General features: G+C 72.5%; 1 protein-coding gene. It reads right to left on the reverse strand.

Annotated features, from left to right (window positions below; all coding sequences use genetic code 11):
* Window positions 1-313 (reverse strand): LssY C-terminal domain-containing protein (locus tag SB816_RS30660; RefSeq protein ID WP_410548073.1); only part of this gene is annotated, 313 nt, incomplete at both ends.

Below are 313 nucleotides of genomic sequence, written 5' to 3' on the forward strand. Positions count from 1 at the left end.
TACCACAGCGGCCGCGTGCCGAGCGCGTCCTGCAACACGTACGGATAACGCCACAGCCGCCGCACGAGACGGCTGTCCGGCCGCGCGGGATCGACGCGCACGAACTCGCGCCGCGTGCTCTCGCCGTGCGTGTAGCGCGGCAGCACCGGCAACGCGTCGGCCTGCGCCTGCGGCAGGAGCCAGCGCAGTGCGCTCGCGGGCGACCACGGCGTCGCGCGTTGCCAGCCGGCCAGCGACAGATGGCGATCGAGCGTATCCGACGTCGCGCACCATTGCAGCGGCAGATACTCCTCGCGATCGCCGCCGATCTCGG

Source organism: Achromobacter sp. SIMBA_011 (genome assembly GCF_046535435.1).
GTDB classification, from domain to species: Bacteria; Pseudomonadota; Gammaproteobacteria; order Burkholderiales; family Burkholderiaceae_B; genus Achromobacter; species Achromobacter dolens.